Annotated in this window: 17 protein-coding genes; 6 read left to right on the top strand and 11 right to left on the bottom strand. The window is 68.0% G+C overall.

What is annotated here, in order from left to right:
- Together ACXRVZ_RS12170 and ACXRVZ_RS12165 are read right to left on the bottom strand one after the other, a co-directional pair.
- The coding region (locus ACXRVZ_RS12170; protein ID WP_458232437.1) for a hypothetical protein at window positions 1–302 on the bottom strand (302 nt) is incomplete at its 3' end.
- Between the two features lie 158 nt (window positions 303–460).
- Complete coding sequence (locus ACXRVZ_RS12165; protein WP_457420681.1) at window positions 461–865, bottom strand: MerR family transcriptional regulator; 405 nt, start codon at window positions 863–865, stop codon at window positions 461–463.
- Window positions 866–1,170: 305 nt separating this feature from the next.
- On the opposite strand from ACXRVZ_RS12165, the gene ACXRVZ_RS12160 reads away from it, so the two are divergent.
- Window positions 1,171–2,229, top strand: coding sequence for an MBL fold metallo-hydrolase (locus tag ACXRVZ_RS12160; protein WP_457420679.1), 1,059 nt, complete (start codon window positions 1,171–1,173; stop codon window positions 2,227–2,229).
- A 213-nt stretch (window positions 2,230–2,442) separates the two neighbouring features.
- On the opposite strand, the gene ACXRVZ_RS12155 is transcribed toward ACXRVZ_RS12160, so the two are convergent.
- The 7 genes from ACXRVZ_RS12155 to ACXRVZ_RS12125 are packed head-to-tail and all read right to left on the bottom strand — an operon-like array spanning window position 2,443 to window position 10,182.
- Entirely contained in the window at window positions 2,443–3,255 is an 813-nt protein-coding gene (locus ACXRVZ_RS12155; RefSeq protein WP_457420677.1) for a M48 family metallopeptidase, read from the bottom strand.
- 5 nt (window positions 3,256–3,260) lie between these two features.
- Window positions 3,261–4,064 (bottom strand): lysophospholipid acyltransferase family protein, encoded by an 804-nt coding sequence (locus ACXRVZ_RS12150; protein ID WP_457420675.1) that lies wholly within the window; start codon window positions 4,062–4,064, stop codon window positions 3,261–3,263.
- Window positions 4,064–4,708 carry a D-glycero-beta-D-manno-heptose 1,7-bisphosphate 7-phosphatase gene (gmhB, locus tag ACXRVZ_RS12145; RefSeq protein WP_457420673.1) on the bottom strand — a complete coding sequence of 215 codons (645 nt, stop codon included), beginning with the start codon at window positions 4,706–4,708 and terminating at the stop codon, window positions 4,064–4,066. The genes ACXRVZ_RS12150 and gmhB overlap by 1 nt, the downstream gene beginning before the upstream one ends.
- An 11-nt stretch (window positions 4,709–4,719) precedes the next feature.
- Window positions 4,720–6,900: a glycine--tRNA ligase subunit beta gene (glyS, locus tag ACXRVZ_RS12140; protein WP_457420671.1), complete on the bottom strand. Its 2,181-nt coding sequence runs from the start codon at window positions 6,898–6,900 to the stop codon at window positions 4,720–4,722.
- The gene (gene glyQ / locus ACXRVZ_RS12135) at window positions 6,900–7,832 is read right to left on the bottom strand and encodes a glycine--tRNA ligase subunit alpha (protein ID WP_457420669.1); all 933 of its coding nucleotides are present in this window, start codon (window positions 7,830–7,832) and stop codon (window positions 6,900–6,902) included. The genes glyS and glyQ overlap by 1 nt, the downstream gene beginning before the upstream one ends.
- Before the next feature lie 29 nt (window positions 7,833–7,861).
- Window positions 7,862–9,304 (bottom strand): apolipoprotein N-acyltransferase, encoded by a 1,443-nt coding sequence (gene lnt / locus ACXRVZ_RS12130; RefSeq protein ID WP_457420667.1) that lies wholly within the window; start codon window positions 9,302–9,304, stop codon window positions 7,862–7,864.
- Window positions 9,301–10,182 carry an HlyC/CorC family transporter gene (locus ACXRVZ_RS12125; protein WP_457420665.1) on the bottom strand — a complete coding sequence of 294 codons (882 nt, stop codon included), beginning with the start codon at window positions 10,180–10,182 and terminating at the stop codon, window positions 9,301–9,303. Before ACXRVZ_RS12125 ends, lnt begins: the two co-directional genes overlap by 4 nt.
- Before the next feature lie 113 nt (window positions 10,183–10,295).
- Between ACXRVZ_RS12125 and ACXRVZ_RS12120 the strand changes: the two genes are divergently transcribed.
- The 5 genes from ACXRVZ_RS12120 (at window position 10,296) to hslU (ending at window position 16,099) form a co-directional block, all read left to right on the top strand.
- Window positions 10,296–11,351 carry a CobW family GTP-binding protein gene (locus tag ACXRVZ_RS12120; RefSeq protein WP_457420663.1) on the top strand — a complete coding sequence of 352 codons (1,056 nt, stop codon included), beginning with the start codon at window positions 10,296–10,298 and terminating at the stop codon, window positions 11,349–11,351.
- A 156-nt stretch (window positions 11,352–11,507) separates the two neighbouring features.
- Window positions 11,508–12,146, top strand: coding sequence for an RNA polymerase-binding protein DksA (gene dksA, locus ACXRVZ_RS12115; RefSeq protein ID WP_457420661.1), 639 nt, complete (start codon window positions 11,508–11,510; stop codon window positions 12,144–12,146).
- Between the two features lie 9 nt (window positions 12,147–12,155).
- Window positions 12,156–13,919: a hypothetical protein gene (locus ACXRVZ_RS12110; protein WP_457420659.1), complete on the top strand. Its 1,764-nt coding sequence runs from the start codon at window positions 12,156–12,158 to the stop codon at window positions 13,917–13,919.
- A gap of 303 nt (window positions 13,920–14,222) precedes the next feature.
- Window positions 14,223–14,789, top strand: a complete 567-nt coding sequence (gene hslV, locus ACXRVZ_RS12105) for an ATP-dependent protease subunit HslV (protein ID WP_457420657.1) — start codon at window positions 14,223–14,225, stop codon at window positions 14,787–14,789.
- Window positions 14,786–16,099, top strand: coding sequence for an ATP-dependent protease ATPase subunit HslU (hslU, locus tag ACXRVZ_RS12100; RefSeq protein WP_457420655.1), 1,314 nt, complete (start codon window positions 14,786–14,788; stop codon window positions 16,097–16,099). Before hslV ends, hslU begins: the two co-directional genes overlap by 4 nt.
- On the opposite strand, the gene ACXRVZ_RS12095 is transcribed toward hslU, so the two are convergent.
- Window positions 16,096–16,716, bottom strand: a complete 621-nt coding sequence (locus ACXRVZ_RS12095) for a helix-turn-helix transcriptional regulator (RefSeq protein ID WP_457420653.1) — start codon at window positions 16,714–16,716, stop codon at window positions 16,096–16,098. The two genes, hslU and ACXRVZ_RS12095, sit on opposite strands and share 4 nt — an antisense overlap.
- Window positions 16,717–16,763: 47 nt before the next feature.
- Window positions 16,764–17,510 (bottom strand): helix-turn-helix transcriptional regulator, encoded by a 747-nt coding sequence (locus ACXRVZ_RS12090; protein ID WP_457420651.1) that lies wholly within the window; start codon window positions 17,508–17,510, stop codon window positions 16,764–16,766.
- Window positions 17,511–17,524 lie beyond the last annotated feature (14 nt).

Genomic DNA, 17,524 nt, shown 5'->3' with positions numbered 1-17,524 from the left:
GGCCTGGGCGCGGCGGCAACGGGAGCGGGGGCCGGGGCGGGCGTGGGCTTGCGCGCTGCGGGGGCCGGCGCTGCGGCCTGCACGGGAGCCGGTGCAGGGGCTGGCGCCTGCCGGGTGGCGCCCTTGTCGCCGTTGAGCTTGATCCAGTGGAAGACGGCGTCGGCGGCCTTCTGCGCGCGCTCCAGGCTCTTGTCGGCCGCAGGCGCGTCCGTCTGCGCCATGGCCATCTGGCCGAGCATCAGCAGGGTGGCCGCGATGGCGGTCAGCTTGGGCGTTAGAGAGGTGCGCGGTCCAGGAGGCATTGCAGATCCACGAAGACGGGTGAAGAGGGGCCGGCCACGGTCCGGCGACCGCACTCTAGTCAAGCACGCGCACCGAAGCAGCGGGGTTTGTCCCCCGAAATGTGCAATTTGGTGCGTTATTGCGGCAAAGCTTCAGAGGCTCTCGGCCCTTCAGCCTCTCAGGCCGGGCCGAGCAGGCTGCGGCAGCGCTTCTCGTGCTGGCGGATCTCGGCGAGCGTCACCTCGATGTCGCGGCGCTGCTGCTCCAGTTGTTCGCGGTGCTGCGCCAGGATGGCCAGGAAGGCCTGCAGCTGCGGCGCGGCGCTGGCCTGGCTGTCGTACATGTCGACGAGCTGCTTGATCTCCTGCAGCGCCAGGCCCAGGCGCTTGCCGCGCAGCGTCAGCTTCAGGCGCGTGCGGTCGCGCGGCGTGTAGACGCGGTTGCGGCCCTTGCGGCCGGGCTCCAGCAGGCCGGCTTCCTCGTAGAAGCGGATGGCGCGCGGCGTGATGTCGAACTCGGCCGCCAGCTCGGTGATGGTGAAGGTGGCTTCGGTCGCGGCGGCGACAGGTTTGCGGGAGGGCATGGCTAAACTGAATTGACGTTAACGTCAGTCTACTGGGGTCTGTTCAGGTGGCGAGAGTCGGATGCGTTGCCACTCAAAAGCCCGCGAGCAAGGCGCGAAACGAAGCTGGGGTAGGCCCCCAGCGAGGCTTCGCAACGCCGCGCGCGGGCTTTTGAGTGACAACCCTTCGGGAGAGGGTCTGCGCGGGCGCATGGCGTTGTTGCGCGCCTTGCCTGGGCATGAGCCCAGGCGGCGTCGCACGCCTAGCTCTGCACCCGCGCAAACCCTCTCGCACCGACTCTCGCCACCTGAACAGACCCCTTGCCATGGCCAACGCGCGCGAATCCGAACTCCACTACCTTCTCGGCGATACCTTGCCTGGCCCCGGCGAGGCGCTGGACCTCGCGCCGGGCGTCCGCTGGGTGCGCATGGGCCTGCCCTTCGCGCTGGACCACATCAACCTGTGGCTGCTGCGTGATCGCATCGACGGCCGCGAGGGCTGGACCATCGTCGACTGCGGCATCAGCAGCGACGAGACGCGCGCGAACTGGGAGACCGTCTTCGCCGAGCGCCTGGACGGCCTGCCGGTGCTGCGCGTGATCGCCACGCACTTCCATCCTGATCATCTCGGTCTGGCGCACTGGCTGACCGAGAAGTGGAGCTGCCGCCTGTGGATGAGCGCCACCGACTTCAACCTCGCTCGCCTGGCCAGCAGTTCGACGGTGGGCATGGGCGGCGCCACGGCCGCCGCCTTCTTCGGCAGCCATGGCCTGAGCGACGAGGACTCACTGGCCAAGATCCGCGACCGCGCCGACTACTACCCAAAGATGGTGCCCGTCGTGCCGTCCAGCTTCCGCCGGCTGATGGACGGCGCCGAGGTCGAGATCGGCGGGCGCGCCTGGCGCTGCATCGCCGGTTACGGCCACGCGCCGGAGCACATCAGCCTGTTCTGCGCGGAGGCCAAGCTGCTGATCAGCGGCGACATGGTGCTGCCGCGCATTTCGACGAATGTGTCCGTCGTCGACGTCGAGCCCGAGGCCGATCCGCTGACGCTCTATCTCAACTCACTGACCCGCTACCTGGACCTGCCCGCCGACACGCTGGTGCTGCCCTCGCACGGCAAACCCTTCACCGGTCTGCACCAGCGCATCGACCAGCTGCGCGAGCACCACGATGAACGGCTGGCCGAAGTCGTGGCCGCCTGCCGCGCGGCGCCGACGCATGCGGCCGGGCTGCTGGGCGTGCTGTTCAAGCGCAAGCTGGACCTGCACCAGACCACCTTCGCGATGGGCGAGGCTATCGCCCACCTGCACGCGCTGTGGCTGAAGGGTGAACTCAGGCGCGAACTGGGTGCCGACGGCATCTACCGCTTCGTGCCGAGCTAGAAAAAGAAAAGCCGCCGCGGGATGCCCAGCGGCGGCGTTTCGGCCTTCTTTGGTACCTCTCTCCCTCACTCCGCCGGATCGAGCCGGCTTCCGGTACCTGTGGTGACAGCGTTCGACACGAAGTGTTGCTGAACGTGTCTACGCCAGGATGACGCGAGGCTGGGAATATTCACCAGCAAACCATTGCAGCCGGGCTGGCGCTCCGCCGCCGGCTCACTGGACCACGATGGATTCCTCGCGCAGCGCCTCGCGGGAGCGCTCGAAATCGGGCAGCACGGAGCGCACCGTGTCCCAGAAGGCCGGGCTGTGGTTCATCTCGCGCAGGTGGGCCAGCTCGTGGGCGACGACGTAGTCAATGATGGCCGGCGCGAAATGGATGAGGCGCCAGTTCAGCCGGATGCTGCCGTCTGCGCTGGCGCTGCCCCAGCGGGTCTGGGCGGACGACAGGCGCAGCGACTTCATCGCCACGCCCAGCCGGTCGGCAAAGAGCCGGCAGCGGGGCAGGAAGTCTTCCTTGGCGCGCGCTTGCAGCCAGGACTGGCTCAGGTCGCGGATCTGCTCGGCCGCCGCATCGTGCGGCAGCGGCAGGCGCAGCTCGCGCGTGGTGGCGTCCCACACGACTTCGCGTTCGCCGGGCGCGACCAACAGCGTCAATGACTGGCCGAGGTAGGGCAGGCGGCCGCCGTGTATCCAGTCGATGCGGGCGGCCTGCATGCGCTGCTGGCGCTCGCGCTGCTCGACGATCTTGCGCAGGATCCAGTCGCCCTTGTGATGCAGGGCGCGCTCGATCTCGGCGATGGGCACCCAGCGCGGCGCGCTGACGCGCAGGCCTTGCGGCCCGACGACGAAGCCGATGCTGCGCCGCCGCGCGCGCTTGAGTTCATAGCCCACGCGGTGCTGGCCCAGCCACAGCTCGCGCTTGGCCTTGGCCGCGCCGGGGTCGGCGGGGGAAACGTCGGCCTCGGCGTCGAACAGCGCCAGTTGGCTGTCCTGCAGGAGCGGTGAGGCCGGGCGCTTGGGCGGCATGGCGGTCAGCGTTGGCTCGCGGCCGGGTCGCCGGCGACGCCGGCGGGCGGAGGGTTGTTGACGTAGACCTCGGGGTCGAGGCGGCGCATTTCGCTCTCGATCCAGTCCTTCACCTCGGCCATCAGCTCACCCGGTGCACGGCCAACCGAGGGGATCTGCTTGCCGATGGACACGTCCACCACGCCGGGGCGCAGCAGGAAGCTCTTGCGCGGCCAGCAGCGCGCCGCCGTCGCGGCGATGGGCACGACGGGCAGGCCGGCCTCGATGGCCAGGCGGGTGCCGCCGGTCTTGTAGTCGCCCACCTCGCCGCGCGCGATGCGCGTGCCCTCGGGGAACATGATGACCCAGTTGCCCTGGCCGCCCAGGCGCTTGCCCTGCTTGAGCACCTTGTTCCAGGCCTCGGTGCGGCGGCCGCGGTCGATGTGGATCATGTCCATGCGCGCCATGGCCCAGCCGAAGAAGGGCACGTAGAGCAGCTCGCGCTTGAAGACATAGGCCAGCGGGTGGCTGAACAGCGCCGGGTAGGCAAAGGTTTCCCAGGTGCTCTGGTGCTTGGACAGCAGCACGACGCCGGCGCGGCGGTCCGACGCCGGCGGCAGGTTCTCCATGCCATGGAGGCGCCAGCGGATGCCGCAGATGAAGCGCGCACCCCAGATGGCGAGCCTGAGCCAGCCGGCGCAGGCCCAGTAGATCGGGTCGCCCCGCAGGAAGATGGACAGGATGACGACGGCGGTCGCCCAGGGAATGACCGTGACGACGAGGAAGATGACGAAGATCAGCGAGCGGATGGCGCTCAGCAAGGTGGACATCAATTCAGGTCTCCGGCCTGGGTGTCGGGGGACAAGGCCTGGCCGCGCTGCTCGGCGACGCGGCGGCGCTCCTCCTGGATGAGGGTCTCGGCAAAGCTCTTCAGGTCGTCGTGCACGCGGGCGTTGGGCACCTGCACGAGCAGGTTGGCCAGTTCGTCGGTGCTGAGGTGGCCGAAGGGGCCAGTCAGCACGAGGTGGGGAATGCAGCCGGCGTTCTGCGCCGTCAGCAGGTCGGTCAGCGCCGCGCCGACCATGTGCACGTCGGGCAGCTCGACGTCGAAGCGTTCGCCGATCTGCTGGATCAGCCCGGGCAGCGGCTTGCGGCAGTCGCAGCCTTCCTCGGGCGTGTGCGGGCAGAAGAAGGCGGCGTCCAGGCGCCCGCCTTTCTCGGCCAGCAGCTGGTTCAGCCGCAGGTGCACGGCGTTCAGCGAGGCCATGTCGAGCAGGCCGCGGCCGATGCCGGCCTGGTTGGTGGCAAGCACCGTGTGCCAGCCGGCGTGGTTCAGCCGCGCGACGGCCTCCAGCGCGCCCGGTAGCGGGTCGAGCTCTTCCGGCGCCTTGACGTGATCGTCGCGGTAGCGGTTGATCGTGCCGTCGCGGCCCAGGATGACGAGCTTCATGCCGTGGGCGTGGTCGGCGCGCATCGAGGCTTTTTTCAAGTGGCCAGGCGCGACAGGTCGGCCACTCGGTTCATTGCTGCGTGCAGGCGGCCCAGCAGGGCCAGGCGGTTGGCGCGCAGCAGCGGGTCTTCGGCATTGACCATGACGTCGTCGAAGAAGGCGTCAACCGGGCCCTTCAGCGCGGCCAGTGCCTTCAGCGAGCCGGTGTAGTCATGCTGCTCGAACAGCAGGTCAGCAGCGGGCTGCACGTCGGCAATCGCGGCGGCCAGGGCCTGCTCGGCGGCTTCCTTCAGCAGGTCCGGGTTGATGGCGGTGGGCAGCTCGCCCTCGACCTTCTTCAGGATGTTGCCGACGCGCTTGTTGGCGGCGGCCAGCGAGGCGGCTTCGGAGAGCTGAGTGAAGGCGCGCACGGCCTCCAGGCGCTTGGGCACATCGCCCAGACGCGTAGGGTTGAGCGCCAGCACGGCGTCGACTTCCTGAGCGCTGTAGCCCTGGTCGCGCAGGTTCACGGCCAGGCGGTCGGCGAAGAACGTCAGCAGCGCGTCGCGCGGGTTCGTGACCAGCTCGCCAAACGGTGGCACGGCGGCGTCGATCAGGGCCGGCAGGTCGAGCGGCAAGTTCTTCTCGACGAGGATGCGGATGACGCCCAGTGCGTGACGGCGCAGCGCGAACGGGTCCTTGTCGCCGGTGGGCAACTGGCCGATGCCGAACAGGCCCACCAGCGTCTCCAGCTTGTCGGCCAGCGCCACGACCGTGCCGGTGTGGTTGCGCGGCAGCGCGTCGCCGGCAAAGCGGGGCTTGTAGTGGTCCTCGATGGCGATGGCCACGCCGTCGCGCAGGCCCTCGTGGCGGGCGTAGTAGCCGCCCATGATCCCTTGCAGCTCGGGGAACTCGCCAACCATGTCGGTCAGCAGGTCGCACTTGGCCAGTTGAGCGGCTTGCTTGACCTTGCTGTCCAGCACCTTGAACTCGTCGTCGGCGTCCACCGTGTAGGGCAGGGTCGCCATGCTGAGCTGGTTGACGATGGCGTGGGCAATCGCCCGCACGCGCTCGGCGCGCTCGCCCTGGCTGCCCAGCTTGCCGTGATAGACGACCTTGGCGAGGCCGGGCAGGCGGTCTTCGAGCTTCTTCTTGCGGTCCTGGTCGAAGAAGAACTTGGCATCCGCCAGGCGCGGGCGCACGACGCGCTCGTTGCCTTGGACGACGGCGCTCGCATCGGCAGGCGCGATGTTGCTCACCACCAGGAAGTGGCGCGTCAACTTGCCGTGCGAATCGAGCAGCGGGAAGTACTTCTGGTTGGCCTTCATCGTCAGGATGAGGCACTCCTGCGGCACGGCGAGGAACTCGGCCTCGAAGGCGCAGGTCAGCACGTTGGGGCGCTCGACGAGGGCGGTGACTTCGTCCAGCAGGGCTTCGTCGTCGATAGGCGTCAGGCTCAGCGCATCGGCCGCGCCCTTGAGCTGGCGCGAGATCTCGGCGCGGCGCTCGGCAAAGCTGGCGATGACGGCGCCCTGCTCGCGCATCTGAGCGGCATAGCTGTCGGCGGACTCGATGGTCACCTCGGGCGTGGCCGCCTCGAAGCGGTGGCCCTTGGTCACGCGGCCGGAGGTCAGGCCGAGCGCCTGAACCGGGATGACGTCGCTGCCGTGCAGCGCGACGAGGCCATGCGCCGGGCGCACGAACTTCACGTCGCTCCAGCCATCGGCCAGCTGATAGCTCATGACCTTGGGGATGGGCAGCTTGGCCAGCGTCTCGTCCAGCGCCTTTTGCAGGCCTTGGGCGAGCGTGGCGCCGGAAACGGTTGATTTGACAAACAGCGATGCAGCCTTACCTTCGCCGCTTTGCGAAACCCAAGCCGTGCTGCTATCTGAGGTCGTAGCAACCGGCGATGCTGGAGCCCATTTAACTTGCTCTTCAGGAAAGCCTTGCGCGCTCAATTTCTTCAGCAGCGCCGCCGAGAAATGACCTTCAGCATTGAGCCCGACTGATGCCGGCATGAGCTTTTGTTCAACTTCCCGGTCCGGCGCCTTGGCGGCGACGCCCACGACGTGTACGCCGAGGCGGCGCGGCGACGCGAACGACGTGACAGCGGCATCGGTGCCCGCCAGGCCTTGCGCCTCGAGGCTGTCGGCCAGCACGCAGGCGAAGGACTCGCCCAGCTTCTTCAGCGCCTTCGGCGGCAGCTCTTCGACAAACAGTTCAACGAGCAGATTCATCAAGCGGCCGCCTTCTTGCTGTTCTTCAGTTCGATCTGCGCGACGACTTCATCGGCCCAGGCTTTCGGTGCCATCGGGAAGCCCAGCCGCGCGCGGCTGTCGAGGTAGCTCTGCGCCACGGCGCGCGCGAGGTTGCGGATGCGGCCGATGTAGGCCGCGCGCTCGGTCACGCTGATCGCGCCGCGTGCGTCCAGCAGGTTGAAGCTGTGGCCGGCCTTCAGCAGTTGCTCGTAGGCGGGCAGGGCGAGCTTCTCGACCATCAGCTCCTGGCTCTTCTTCTCGTGCGCGGCAAAGGCGCCGAGCAGGAAATCCACGTCGCTGTGCTCGAAGTTGTAGGTCGACTGCTCGACCTCGTTCTGGTGGAACACGTCACCGTAGGTCAGGCCGTCCGTGTAGACCAAGTCGTAGACGGATTCCTTGCCCTGCAGATACATGGCCAGGCGTTCCAGCCCGTAGGTGATCTCGCCGGTGATGGGCTTGCAGTCGATGCCGCCGACCTGCTGGAAGTAGGTGAACTGCGTCACCTCCATGCCGTTCAGCCAGACCTCCCAGCCCAGGCCCCAGCAACCAAGCGTCGGGTTCTCCCAGTCGTCCTCGACGAAGCGCACGTCGTTCTTCTTCAGGTCGAAGCCCAGGGCTTCGAGCGAGCCGAGGTAGAGCTCCAGGATGTTGGCCGGTGCAGGCTTCAACACGACCTGGTACTGGTAGTAGTGCTGCAGGCGGTTGGGGTTCTCGCCGTAGCGGCCGTCCTTGGGGCGGCGGCTGGGCTGCACGTAGCCGGCCTTCCAGGGCTCGGGGCCGAGGGCGCGCAGGAAGGTGGCGGTGTGGCTGGTGCCGGCGCCGACTTCCATGTCGTAAGGCTGGAGCAGTGCGCAACCTTGTTGGGACCAATAGTCCTGAAGCGTCAGGATGATTTGCTGGAAGGTCAGCATGAGGCTCTGGGAAACGGGGGTGCTCGATTCTATGAGCCGGCCCTCTTGAGTCCCATCAGGGTCAACAGCGCCAACGCCCAGAGCGGCCACAGACCCAGCGCGTTGAGCCAGCGGGCATACGGCGTGGTGCCGGTGCGGCCGTCGACGCTGGCTTCCAGCACGCCGCGTTCGAGCGGTGGCATGCGGGCCGTGATGCGGCCGCGGTGGTCGACGACGGCGGTGGCGCCGGTGTTGGTCGAGCGCACGACGGGGCGCTGGAATTCCAGCGCACGCATCTGCGAGAACTGCAGGTGCTGGTCCTGGATCATGACGGTGCCGAACCAGGCCAGGTTGCTGACGTTGACGAAGGCGGTCGCGGCGTCGGGGCCGACGGCGCTCTGCACAAAGTCCTCGCCGAACAGATCCTCGTAGCAGATCAGCGGCCGCAGACGTTGGCCGGCCACGGCCCAGGGGCGCTGGTGATCGCCGCGTGCCTGATCGTCCAGCGGGATCTTCATCGCATGCACGAACCAGCCCAGGCCCGGCGGGATGAATTCGCCGAAGGGCAGAAGGTGGCGCTTGCCGTAGTGGTAGTTGCTGCCCAGGGCAACGACGGAGTTCACCCAGCCTTCGTCGGCACTGCCCAGGAATGCACCCAGCAGCGCGGGCCGCTCCGGGCGGGACAGGCGCGTCAGCGTGGCCGGGTCCAACTCGACCAGTGGCAGCGGCACGACGGACTCGGGCGTGATGACGACCTGGCCCTTGGCCGATTCAATGAGCTGGGCCAGCGCTTCGAGGTTGGCGGCGAAGCGGGCAGGGTCGAACTTCTGGTCCTGCGGGATGCTGGGCTGCACGAGGGACACGGCGATGTGGCCGGTCGACGTGGTGAAGTCCTGCGGCAGCAGCAGCCCAGCGAGCGGCAGCAGCAGGGCCGGCGCGGCGAAGCCCCAGGCGCGTTCCTTCAGAAGTGCGAGCCCTGTTGCGGCCAGCGCGGCCAGCGCCGTGATGCCGTAGACGCCTATCCACGGCGCCCAGCCGGCGAGCGGCCCGACCGTGTGCGCATAGCCCGAGGCGATCCACGGGAAGCCGCTGAGCCAGGTCGCCCGCGCCAGCTCGGCCAGCAGCCAGGCCGGCACCAGGGCCAGCAGGCGCCAGCGCCCGGGGGCGATCCAACGCGCGGTCAGGCCCAGGGCGATGGCGTAGTAGCCGCTCAGGAACGCCGCCAGCAGCCCGACGGCCAGCGCGGCGGCCAGCCAGGGGATGCCGCCGAACTGGTGCATGCTGATATGCATCCACCACAGGCCCGAGGCCAGCCAGCTGAAGCCGAACAGCGCGCCGCAAAGGGCTGCCATTCGCGGTGTGCTGTGAGCGGCCAGACTGAACAGCAGCGTCAGCGCGGCGATCTGCGCCCACCAGAGGTGCGTGGGCGCGAACGAGGCGGTCTGCAGCAGCCCGGCGGCCAGCGCGGCCGCAGCGGCAATGCCCGTCCTCACGCCTCGGACTCGCCTTCGGGCACGCGCGTGACCTTGAACCACCGCACGGCGCCGCCGCGGGTCAGCATGACGGCGAAGTTCAGGCCGCCCACCCGCACGGACTCGCCGCGGCGCGGCACCCGGCCGTGTTCGTGGGCTATCAGGCCGCCGATGGTGTCGAAGTCATCGTCCGGCAGGGCCAGGCCGAAGCTGCCGTTGACGGCCGCAATGGTCGCGTCGCCAGCCACGCGCTGGCTGCCGTCGGCCAGCGTGTACAGGCCCGACTCGCCGTCCTTATCGTCGAACTCGTCCTCGATCTCGCCGACGATCTCTTCCAGCACGTCCTCGATGGTGATGAGGCCGGCCGTGTTGCCGAACTCGTCGATGACGATGGCCAGGTGGTTGCGGTTGGAGCGGAAGTCGCGCAGCAACTCGTTCAGGCCCTTGCTCTCGGGCACGAATACGGTGGGCCGCAGCAGCGCGCGCAGGTTGAGCTCGGGTGCGCGCTGCATCTTCAGCAGGTCCTTGGCGAGCAGGATGCCGATGATGTTGTCGCGCGTGTCCTCGTAGACAGGGAAGCGCGAGTGGCCGGTATCGATGACGATGCCGAGCAATTCGTCGTACGGCGCGGCGATGTCCAGCAGGTCCATGCGTGGCGTGGCCACCATCGCGTCGCCGGCCGACAGCTCGGCCATGCGCAGCACGCCTTCCAGCATCTGGCGCGACTCGGGCTCGATCAGCTCGCGCTGCTCGGCGTCGGCCAGGGTTTCGATCAGTTCGGACTTGGAGTCGGGGCCGGGGTGCAGAAACTCCAGCATGCGCTCCAGCAGGCCTCGGGCCTCGGGCGGGTGTTTGGCGGCCCCGCGAACTGGGGGCCGGCCTGAATGCGGTTCGCTCAAGGGGCGGTCAGGGTATTGCGGAAGGGACAGAATAGCCGATTGGTTTGACAAAGCACTTGCCTTGCGGCGCTTCGTCCCTATATCCGCTGCCTTCTCTAGAAAACGGTCCCGCCATGTCTGCTTCCGCCAACGGCCTCATCCCCGCCACCATCCTCACGGGCTTCTTGGGTTCCGGCAAAACCACGCTGCTCAAGCGCATCCTGACCGAAGCCCACGGCCAGAAGATCGCCGTCATCGAGAACGAGTTCGGCGAAGAGAACATCGACACCGACATCCTCGTGTCGGACACCAACGAGCAGATCATCCAGATGAACAACGGCTGCGTCTGCTGCACCATCCGCGAGGATCTGCGCACGACGCTCTCCGACCTGGCCGCCAAGCGCCGCAAGGGCGAGCTGAGTTTCGACCGTGTCGTCATCGAAACCACGGGCCTGGCTGACCCCGGTCCCGTCGCCCAGACCTTCTTCATGGACGACGAGATCGCCGAGGCCTACCTGCTGGACTCGGTGCTCACGCTGGTGGACGCCAAGCACGCCGAGGAACAGCTCAACAGCCGCCAGGAGGCGCGCATGCAGGTCGGGTTTGCCGACCAGCTCTTCATCAGCAAGAGCGACCTGGTCGAGCCGGCAGCCGTGGAGGCGCTGATCCACCGCATCAAGCACATGAATCCGCGCGCGCCCATCACGGCGGCGCATTTCGGCGAGGTGCCGCTCACCAAGATCTTCGACCTGCGCGGCTTCAACCTGAACGCCAAGCTGGAGATCGACCCCGACTTCCTGAATGCGGACGCGCACGACCACAAGCACGACCACGATCACCACGATCACGAGCATGGTGAGCATTGCGACCACCCCCACCACCATGCCCACGACGATGATGTGAAGAGTTTCGTGTTCCGCTCCGACAAGCCSTTCAACCCSGCCAAGCTSGARGATTTCCTSGGCGCCATCGTGCAGGTCTACGGCCCCAAGATGCTGAGATACAAGGGTGTCCTACACATGAAAGGCACGGAGAAGAAGGTCATCTTCCAGGGCGTGCACCAGATGATGGGATCCGATCTCGGCCCGAAGTGGATGCCGGGAGAGAAAAAGCAGAGCAAGATGGTGTTCATCGGCATCGACCTGCCGAAGGACGTGTTGTTGCAAGGTCTGGAAGGTTGTCTGGCGTGATGTTTTTGGCCCGCGACGGTGTTGTTTCGGGCCATCGCGGGCGTCTCGGTCCTCATGGCTACAATCCGCCGCGCTCAAAGTTGGGCAGCAGGCTGGAAAGCAGTGGGATCAAGGTCTGACACCGCGCCGATGCAAGCCCTGAGCGAGGAGAAGACTGTGAGCAAGACCCCGGCCCCGAAATCCGCATCCAAGGGTGCGAAGAAGAATGACCCTGGCGCCGACGTCGCAACGATGGAGTTGCCCGCGCCGGCCAATCGCTTTGCCGACCGTTTCGCCCCGCCGAAGCCGCCAGCGCGTGGTGCCAACCACGAAGTTGACGCGGCGCCGCGCGTGGCCGCCAAGGGCGACCCCAAGCTCGTCAACGCCTGGAAGAACAAAGCGGGCGCTGAACTGAGCGACGCCGAGGTTCTGGCCATGCCGGACGCGGAGTACATGAACGCCAAGCAGATCGAGTTCTTCCGCGCCAAGCTGGAAGGCCTCAAGGCCGAGGTGCTGTCCAACGCCGGCGAGACGACCGAGCACCTGCGTGAAGACACGACCATCGTGCCCGACCCGGCCGACCGCGCGACCATCGAGGAAGAGCATGCGCTGGAACTGCGCACGCGCGACCGCGAACGCAAGCTGCTGAAGAAGATTGTTCAGTCCATCATCCGGCTGGACAGCGGCGACTACGGCTACTGCGACGAGACCGGCGAGCCCATCGGCCTGGGCCGGCTGATCGCCCGCCCGACGGCGACGCTGTCGCTCGAGGCACAGCAGCGCCGCGAGCTCAAACAGAAGATGTTCGGAGATTAAGCTCTCGCCATGACCGAGTCCAAGCCCGCAGACCCCAAGGAAGGCGACAGTTTCTTCCGCAAGGTTGCGCGCTTCGTCGCCAATCCGACGACGGACTGGGCCGAGATCAATTCGCGGCAGGACGACCCCGAGGGCGACCTCGCCAAGGCCGAACTGCGCGCGATGGTGGAGCGCAAGCGCCGCAACGACTTCGTGCGCAAGCGCGAACTCGACATGCTGCGCCGCATCCGCCGCGAGGGGCTGACGCCCGAGCAACTGGCTGCTCTGGCCGCGTCGCAGTCCAAGCTCGGCGATGACGAGCGCATCAGCGAGCCCAGCTCCAAGATCGACCTGGGCGTGAAGGCCAAGATCGACGAGATCGAGCAGCAGATGGTGGGCGAAAGCTTTGCGACGACGCAGGCCGTGCCCAAGCAGCAGCCCGGTTTCTTCGAGACCAGCACACGGCCCGTCGCCTTTGCCTCCACGAGCACCGCGCCGGCGCCGATGGACCCGTCGGGCGGCCGAGTCAGCGAGTTCTCGACGCCCAAGGAAGTGCAGCGCCTGTCGGCGCCGACGCCGCCGGCGGCCGTCACCATGGGGGCGGCCATCCCGCCGCTGTCCGACTCGCCGGCCAGCCGTCTGCCGGACCTGCCGCCGTTGGACATGTCGCTGTCCTTTACGCTGGCCGAGTCCGGCGCGCCCGTCGAGGTGCAGGAGGTCGTGCACGACCCCGAGCTGGACGAAGCCGTCATTGCCTTCGCCAACGCCGACTACGAGCACAGCGAGCGTTCGCTGACCGAACTCGTGCGCCCGGGCGGCAGCCGCAACCTGCATGGCGAGACCTGGCTGGTGCTGTTCGACCACTACCGCGCCACCGGCGCCCAGGGCAAGTTCGAGGTGCTGGCCGTCGAGTACGCCCAGCAATTCGGGCTGTCGGCGCCGCAGTGGTTCTCCATGCCCAGGCTGGTGGCCGAATCGGCCCGCCAGGCCAACCGCTCGCCCATGGCCAAGGCCGGTCAGATCAGCTGGACGGCGCCGTCCACGCTGAGGGCCGAAGACGTGTCGGTGCTGCAGAAGCGCTCTGAAACCCTGCCCATGCCCTGGGTGTTCGACTGGGGCGCGCTGGACGAGGTCGAGATCGAGGCGGCCATCCAACTGCGCCAATTGCTGCGCCAATGGGCCCAGCAGCAGGTCGACCAGCGCTGGGCCGGTGGCGACCACTTCCTGAACCAGCTCAAGGAACTGGCCCCCGTCGGCGAGCGCGACACCGACCCCGCGTTGTGGATGCTGCGCCTGGAAGCGCTGCGCTTGGCCAACCGGCCGGACCAGTTCGACGAAGCCGCCATCGACTACTGCGTGACCTACGAGGTCTCGCCGCCGTCCTGGGAGCGCGCCAAGTGCCGCGTGCGCATCGGCAGCGAAGGCACGTCGACCAACAGCCCGGCCAACAGCACCATGCAGAGCGAGGCGCATTCGAGCTTCCTCGACACCGGCCTGCTCGACCCCGCCAGCGCGACGGTCCAGGTCGAGCTGAGGGGGCAACTCAGCGGCGATATTTCCGACACCTTGCGAACCATGGGTGGTGAGGTCGGCGAAGCCAGCCTCATCAACATCTCCTGCACCAAGCTGATCCGCCTGGACTTCATGGCCGCCGGTGACCTGCTGAACTGGGTGTTGCAGCGCCGCAGCGAGAACCGCATGGTGGTCTTCAACGACGCCCACCGCCTCGTCGCGCTGTTCTTCGGCGCCATGGGCATCAACGAGCACGCGAAGGTGAAGGTCAGAATCAACTGATCTTGCACTGCGGCTAGGGAGGGCATGCGCAGCCCCTGCGGGTCGCGTTTGCGACAGAACCGGCCCGCGAGTAGGCGTGCTGCGAAGCTGGGGCTGTCGCCCCAGCGAGCGGCGCAACACCCGCGCGGGCCGGTTATGTCACAAACCCTTCGGGGCGTGGCTTTGCCGGCGCTGGTCGGCGTTGCGAACCTGGCCCAGGCACCAGCCTGGACTGCGGTCCGCGCCTTGCCCAGCATCCGGCAAAGACCTCGCCGCGACCCACAGGGGTTGTGCAAGCCCTCCCTGGCCCTATCTGGAGCCTCTATGTCCTCTGATTCCTCCTCCTCCGTCTATCACGGCACCACCATCATCTCGGTGCGCCGCCAGACGCCCGCCGGCTGGCAGGTCGCCATCGGCGGCGACGGCCAGGTGACGCTGGGCAACACCATCGTCAAGGCCAGCGCGCGCAAGGTGCGCAAGCTCTACCGTGACCAGGTACTGGCCGGTTTCGCCGGCGCCACTGCCGATGCCTTCACGCTCTTCGAGCGCTTCGAAGCCAAGCTGGAGAAGCACCAGGGCCACCTCGTGCGCGCCGCCGTCGAGCTTACGCGCGACTGGCGCACCGACCGCGTGCTGCGCCGGCTCGAAGCCATGCTGGCTGTGGCCGACCGCACGGCCTCCCTCATCATTACCGGCAACGGCGACGTGCTGGAGCCCGAGCAGGGCATCGTCGCCATCGGCTCGGGCGGCGCCTACGCGCAAGCTGCGGCCAAGGCGCTGCTGGCGCACACGGAACTGGGTGCGGCGGACATCGTCAAGAAGTCGCTGGAGATTGCCGGCGAGATCTGCATCTACACCAACCAGAACCACACCTTGGAGGTTCTGGAATGAGTTCCATGACGCCTCAAGAGATCGTTTCCGAACTGGACCGCCACATCGTCGGCCAGCACGCCGCCAAGCGCGCCGTGGCCATTGCCATGCGCAACCGCTGGCGCCGCCAGCAGGTCGACGAGAAGTTGCGCGGCGAGATCACGCCCAAGAACATCCTGATGATCGGCCCGACCGGCGTCGGCAAGACCGAGATCGCGCGGCGCCTGGCCAAGCTGGCGGGTGCGCCCTTCATCAAGGTGGAGGCGACCAAGTTCACCGAGGTGGGCTATGTCGGCAAGGACGTGGATTCCATCATCCGCGACCTCGTCGAGGTGGCCGTCAAGCAGGAGCGCGAAGTGGGCATGCGCCGCTGCCAGGCCCGCGCCGAGGACGCCGCCGAAGACCGCATCCTGGACGTGCTGCTGCCCGGCGTGGAAGCCGACAACGCCACGCGCCAGACCATGCGCAAGCGCCTGCGCGAAGGCCAGCTCGACGACAAGGACATCGAACTCGACCTCGCCGCGCCCAAGGCCAGCCTGGAGGTGCTGACGCCCTTCGGCAACCAGCCCGGCATGGAGGACATGGCGGAGCAGCTCAAGGGCATGTTCAGCCAGTTCGGCGGCAACCAGAAGAAGACGCGCAAGCTCAAGATCGCCGAGGCGATGAAGCTGCTGGTGGACGAAGAAGCCGCCAAGCTCGTCAACGAGGACGAAACCCGTGCGACGGCGCTGCACAACGCGCAGGAGATGGGCATCGTCTTCATCGACGAAATCGACAAGGTGGCCTCGCGCAACGAGCACGGCGGCGCCGAGGTGTCGCGCCAGGGCGTGCAGCGCGACCTGCTGCCGCTGGTCGAGGGCACGACGGTGACGACGAAGTACGGCCTCGTGAAGACCGACCACATCCTCTTCATCGCCAGCGGCGCCTTCCACCTCGCGAAGCCCAGCGACCTGATTCCCGAGCTGCAAGGCCGCCTGCCCATCCGCGTCGAGCTGGACTCGCTGTCGGTGGCCGACTTCGAGGCCATCCTGACGAGCACGCATGCCAGCCTCGTCAAGCAGTACCAGGCGCTGCTCGCAACCGAAGGCGTCACGCTGGACCTGCAGCCCGACGCCATCCGCCGGCTCGCGGAGATCGCATTCGAGGTCAATGAGCGCACCGAGAACATCGGCGCGCGCCGCCTGGCCACGGTGATGGAGCGGCTGCTCGACGAGATCAGCTTCGACGCGCCCAACCGCTCGGGTCAGACGCTGGTGCTGGACGGCGCCGCGGTGGACGCCAAGCTGGCCGCGCTGGCGGCCAACGAGGATCTGAGCCGCTTCATTCTCTAGTGGGGGAGGGCAGCAGCGCTGCCCGTCCAACGCAGCAGCTGCATCAGGTTGGGCGCCTGCGTCTTGCCCAGCAGGTTGCGTACATGGCTGCGCACGGTGCTGACGCACAGGCCCAGGTGGCGCGAGGTCGCGTCCACGGCTTCACCGTCCGCCAGCAGCAGCAGCACATGGCGCTCGGCCTGGCTGAGGCGGCACTGGCGCGTGAGCGCGTCGATGCGGGCGGCCTGGGTCAGGGCCGGTTGATCCAGGTGCACGGCCAGCAGCACGCTCGGTGTGGGCCAGTCCGACGCCTGGGCAATGGCCGGCGCCAGCGGCGCCGCATGCAGCCAGCCGGTGGCCAGACTGGGCGTGAACCACAGCGCCGTGCGCGACGACGACCCCGCCGAGGCCAGGGCCAGCAGTTCGCCCAGGCGCGACGCGTCGAGCTGGCCCACGCTCATCAGATGACCCGAGCGCGACTGCCCCAGGCCCTCGGCCAGCACCTGCTCGGCGCTGGCATTGGCGAACAGCAGACGTCGGTCGGGCAGCAGCACCAGCAGCGGCTGCGGCAGGGCGCCGAGCACCAGGTGTGGCTGGCCCGGGCGATCAGGCTTGTCGGAATGAACGGTTTGCAGCATGTAACCCCCTGAGGCGCGTGCATCGTGGTTGGGCCGTCGGGCGCTCGTCATGCGACCCGCGCCTGGCCGGCGTCGGGCGGCGCGGCACCCATCCACAAGGGCGGGCTGCGCAACACGCTGCTCATGGGCGGCAAGCCGGCGGCCAGGCGAACCAGGTCTTCCAGCCGGCCGGCGCCGAGCTTCTCGCGCAGCGAGCCCACTTGGGAGCGCAGCGTCGCGATCGCAACGCCGCGTTCGCAGGCGATCGCCTCCACGCGCTGCCCGGCCAGCAGGCCAACAAGCACGCGCTGCTCGGCGCTGGTCAGCGCATAGAGGCTGCCCAGCATCTCCACCGCCAGGTCCGGCGCCGGCTGGCGGCGGCCCAACATCACCAGCGCCCAGCGGGCCTGATGTCCGAGCGGCATCACCGAGACCATCAGCCGCTGAGACCCGTCGCTCAGCGCCAGCATCTGGCGGTGCCGGGTCAGTGCCGCAGCACGCAGCGCGGCCTGCCACTGCCGCAGCGCCGACTGCGCGTCCTCGGCGAGGTAGAGCAGGCCGGTGTCGTCGACGGCCAGCGGCCGCCCGCCCAGCAGTTCGCGCCGGGCCACGTTGTTGGCCAGTGCCAAGCGGCCGGTCTCGCTGCAGACGATGACGCCGGTGTCCAGCTCCTCCAGGATCTCGGCGAACTGCGACGTGTCCAGCCCGGCCGTATCCATGTCGTAGCGAGCCCCGGCCGCCAGCGCGGGGCGGCTCGGCCGGAAGCTGGCCATGGAAGGCGTGGCGCCGTCGCTTCGGGTGATCGAGTCAAACATGCAGTTCTCCTACG

The organism is Roseateles sp. P5_E8 (assembly GCF_054177665.1).
This window is presented reverse-complemented; position numbering and strand designations above follow the sequence as displayed.

Excerpts from the sequence above, each read along its gene's own strand:
- ACXRVZ_RS12160 (WP_457420679.1), top strand. The coding sequence starts at position 1,171 with ATGGCCAACGCGCGCGAATCCGAACTCCACTACCTTCTCGGCGATACC.
- ACXRVZ_RS12110 (WP_457420659.1), top strand. The coding sequence starts at position 12,156 with ATGACCGAGTCCAAGCCCGCAGACCCCAAGGAAGGCGACAGTTTCTTC.
- gmhB (WP_457420673.1), bottom strand. The coding sequence starts at position 4,708 with ATGCGCGCCGACCACGCCCACGGCATGAAGCTCGTCATCCTGGGCCGC.
- ACXRVZ_RS12165 (WP_457420681.1), bottom strand. The coding sequence starts at position 865 with ATGCCCTCCCGCAAACCTGTCGCCGCCGCGACCGAAGCCACCTTCACC.
- hslV (WP_457420657.1), top strand. The coding sequence starts at position 14,223 with ATGTCCTCTGATTCCTCCTCCTCCGTCTATCACGGCACCACCATCATC.
- glyQ (WP_457420669.1), bottom strand. The coding sequence starts at position 7,832 with ATGCTGACCTTCCAGCAAATCATCCTGACGCTTCAGGACTATTGGTCC.
- ACXRVZ_RS12155 (WP_457420677.1), bottom strand. The coding sequence starts at position 3,255 with ATGCCGCCCAAGCGCCCGGCCTCACCGCTCCTGCAGGACAGCCAACTG.
- hslU (WP_457420655.1), top strand. The coding sequence starts at position 14,786 with ATGAGTTCCATGACGCCTCAAGAGATCGTTTCCGAACTGGACCGCCAC.
- ACXRVZ_RS12095 (WP_457420653.1), bottom strand. The coding sequence starts at position 16,716 with ATGCTGCAAACCGTTCATTCCGACAAGCCTGATCGCCCGGGCCAGCCA.
- ACXRVZ_RS12150 (WP_457420675.1), bottom strand. The coding sequence starts at position 4,064 with ATGTCCACCTTGCTGAGCGCCATCCGCTCGCTGATCTTCGTCATCTTC.
- ACXRVZ_RS12090 (WP_457420651.1), bottom strand. The coding sequence starts at position 17,510 with ATGTTTGACTCGATCACCCGAAGCGACGGCGCCACGCCTTCCATGGCC.
- glyS (WP_457420671.1), bottom strand. The coding sequence starts at position 6,900 with ATGAATCTGCTCGTTGAACTGTTTGTCGAAGAGCTGCCGCCGAAGGCG.